This is a genomic window from Treponema sp. R6D11 (assembly GCF_054786075.1).
Genome location: NZ_BDHD01001301.1, coordinates 1 through 335 on the forward strand (window position 1 = coordinate 1; position 335 = coordinate 335).

General features: G+C 33.4%; 1 protein-coding gene. It reads left to right on the forward strand.

Annotated elements, in window-relative coordinates; all coding sequences use genetic code 11:
• Positions 1-105 precede the first annotated feature (105 nt).
• The coding region (locus ACYVTD_RS18520) for a metal ABC transporter solute-binding protein, Zn/Mn family (protein WP_461249060.1) at positions 106-335 on the forward strand (230 nt) is incomplete at its 3' end.

Sequence of the window (335 nt, forward strand, 5' to 3'; positions counted from 1 at the left end):
GCTTAGAATTGTTTACATATAACGAATCTTTGATTGCTCAAAAGGTTCGGTTGGATAATTGATATTCTCCTATAAGTTTAGTAAATAAAAATATTGGAGGATTTTATGAAAAAAATATTCGCTTTAGGCATGACTATTGTCTTAAGCTTGACTTTTTTAGTAGGTTGTGGAAAATTAAACGTTGCTGATAATGGCAAATTAAATATTGCGACTGTTATTTTCCCTGAATATGATTTTGCTCGTGCTGTCGCAAAAGAGCATGCTAACATTTCGATGTTGGTTAAACCAGGTGCGTCAATTCATTCGTTTGAACCTTCGCCGGATGATATCAAAAC